Below are 2,860 nucleotides of genomic sequence, written 5' to 3' on the forward strand. Positions count from 1 at the left end.
GTCCAAGCCCAGCTCCCGTGCGGCACTGGCCCAGTTGCCGGCGTGGCGTTCCAGGCAGGCACTGATCAATTGGCGTTGGTAGTTATCCAGATGCTCACGCAAATCGCCGATTGAGCCTTCAACTTGCGCAATCGCAAACGTCTCGTTGCTGACCACCGCCTGGCTATCCGGCAACGCCAAATCAAGCGCATGCAGGCTGAGAATCCTTGGCCGTTCGCTGCACGCGGCCAGTGCTTTAAGCGAGGCGCGGCCGATCAGGTGTTCGAGTTCGCGTACATTGCCCGGCCAGTCGTAGGCGAGCAGGGCTGCTTGGGCATCGGCGGCCAAACGCAGGCTGCGCAGGCCCAGGCGTGGGCGGTTGTCTTCGAGAAAATAGCCAGCCAGCAGCAATACATCGCGGCCGCGCTCTCGCAGTGGTGGTACGCGCAGCGGATAAACACTTAAGCGGTGATAGAGGTCGGCACGAAAGCGCCCGGCGCGCACCTCTTCGGCCAGGTCGCGGTTGGTGGCGGCCAGTACGCGCACATTAACGTGGTGTTCTGTGTCCGAACCCACCCGTTGCAGCTGCCCGCTTTGCAGCACCCGCAGCAACTTGGCCTGCACCGGCAGCGGTAGCTCGCCTAATTCATCGAGAAACAGCGTGCCGCCATCGGCCAATTCAAACTTGCCGCGCCGCTCATTCACCGCACCGGAAAATGCCCCACGCACATGGCCAAACAGTTCGCTCTCCACCAAGGTTTCCGGCAGTGCGGCGCAGTTCAGGCTGATCATGGGCGCCTTGGCCCGTGGTGATTGGGCGTGGATGGCCTGGGCTACCAACTCTTTGCCGACGCCGGTTTCGCCGCTGATCAACACGCTGAGTTCGCTGTTGCCGACTACGGCGATTTCTTCCACTAGGCGTTTGTGCGCGGCGCTCTGGCCGATCATTTCCTTGGCTTGCGCTTGGCCAGCGGCCTGTTTGTAAACTTCAGCGAGCTGGTGTTGGTCGTGGGCGTCACGGGCCAGGCTGCTAATGCGTTCGCCGGCTTTTACCGTGGCTGCCGCCAAGCTGGAGAAGGCGGCGAGGGTAGTTAAGTCGGCGGAGCTAAAGCATTCGGCATCCAGCGCGTCGAGGGTCAATACGCCCCAGGGGCGGTCGTCGAGGTACAGCGAGCAGCCCATGCAATCGTGCACTTCTAAGTGGCCGTGCACGCCATCGACCAGGCCGTCGTAAGGGTCAGGTAAATCGCTGTCAGCGGCGAAATGGGTGGGCTCGCGGTTTTCCAATAGGGCTTTGAGGCGTGGGTGTTCGGCCACTTTAAAGCGTCGGCCGAGGGTGTCGGCGCTTAAACCATGCACGGCCAGTGGCACCAATTGCTCGCCTTCCAGGCGCAGCAGCGCAGTGGCGTCACAAGGTAATAGGTCGCGCAACGCGTCCAGCAGGCGCCGGTAACGCTCGCCTTCGGGCAGCTCGCGAGATAAATCGGCGACCAAGGGAAGAAAGGCACGCAGCAATGAGTTTGCAGTCATTTCGACACTCTTTTGGTCATCATGACCTGTGTCTTGATGACTCTTAAAAATATTAAGTTATTGAAAATAAACAATAAAATAGTTGGCATGAAATCTGGAATGTCCAGGTAGGAAAACCCTATCACGATCCAGGAGAGAACACATGCTCACAGCCCCGCAGACCGCTCTGATCAAAGCCACCGTGCCCTTGCTGGAGTCCGGCGGCGAAGCGCTGACTTCGCACTTTTACGACACCATGCTGCGCGACTACCCGCAGGTGCGCCCACTGTTCAACCAGACCCACCAAGCCAGCGGCGCCCAGGCCCGGGCGCTGGCCAATGCGGTGCTGATGTACGCCAAATTTATCGACCGCCTGGAAACCCTCGGCCCGTTGGTGGGGCAGATCGTTAACAAACATGTGGCCCTGCAAATTCTGCCGGAGCATTACCCCATCGTCGGCAGCTGCTTGCTGCAAGCCATCCGTGAGGTGCTGGGCGCTGAAGTGGCCACCGATGAAGTGATAGACGCTTGGGGCGCTGCCTACCAGCAATTGGCCAATTTGCTGATGGGCATCGAGGAGACCATGTACAGCGAGAGCGAGCAGGCCGAAGGCGGCTGGCGCGGTGGCCGGCAATTCCGCCTGGCACGCAAAATGGTCGAAAGCGAGGAAATCACCTCGTTCTACTTTGTGCCGGCAGATGGTGGTGCGCTGATGGGGTTTGCGCCCGGCCAGTATATTGGCCTGCGCCTGACCATCGACGGCGATGACCTGCGCCGCAACTACTCACTATCGGCTGCGCCAAACGGCCGGGAATACCGCATTAGCGTAAAACGCGAAAAAGGCGGGCGGGTGTCGGGTTATCTGCATGAGCAGCTGCAAGTGGGCGACACCCTGGAACTATTCCCGCCGGCGGGTGCGTTTACCCTGCGACCTTCCGAAAAACCACTGGCGTTGATTACCGCCGGGGTGGGCATTACCCCGGCGTTGGCGATGCTGGAACAAGCGCTGACTACGGGGCGCGACATCCACTTTATCCACTGCGCCCGGCACGGCGGTGTGCATGCGTTTCGCGACTGGTTGGAATGCAAAGCGCAGGCGCATCCACAGCTCAAACGCTTCTACTGCTACAGCGAGCCGCGCGAGGAAGACCAGCACGTTGAAGCGGGTTTTCTGACCGAGGAGCGCTTGGCGCAGTGGCTGCCAGAAGGACGGGATATGGATGCTTACTTCCTTGGCCCGCAACCCTTTATGGCCCATGTGAACCGCAGCTTGCGTGGGTTGGGGGTGCCGGACGGGCAGCGTTATTACGAGTTCTTTGGGCCGGCGGGGAATTTGGAGGCTTGATGGCGGTGTGGTGATCGAAGTCGACGC

At 60.4% G+C, this 2,860-nt stretch carries 2 protein-coding genes; one reads left to right on the forward strand and one right to left on the reverse strand.

Features of this window, described 5'->3' with window-relative positions:
* Window positions 1-1,509, reverse strand: a 1,509-nt coding sequence (gene norR, locus AAAB16_RS03870) for a nitric oxide reductase transcriptional regulator NorR (RefSeq protein WP_340662158.1), incomplete at its 3' end; no start/stop codon positions are given.
* A gap of 142 nt (window positions 1,510-1,651) precedes the next feature.
* Between norR and hmpA the strand changes: the two genes are divergently transcribed.
* Entirely contained in the window at window positions 1,652-2,833 is a 1,182-nt protein-coding gene (hmpA, locus tag AAAB16_RS03875) for an NO-inducible flavohemoprotein (RefSeq protein ID WP_340662159.1), read from the forward strand.
* Window positions 2,834-2,860 lie beyond the last annotated feature (27 nt).

It is taken from the genome of Pseudomonas sp., from assembly GCF_037994325.1.
Classification (GTDB): Bacteria; Pseudomonadota; Gammaproteobacteria; order Pseudomonadales; family Pseudomonadaceae; genus Aquipseudomonas.

Bases quoted from the DNA above. Each gene is read 5' to 3' on its own strand.
- hmpA (WP_340662159.1), top strand. From the start codon at position 1,652: ATGCTCACAGCCCCGCAGACCGCTCTGATCAAAGCCACCGTGCCCTTG.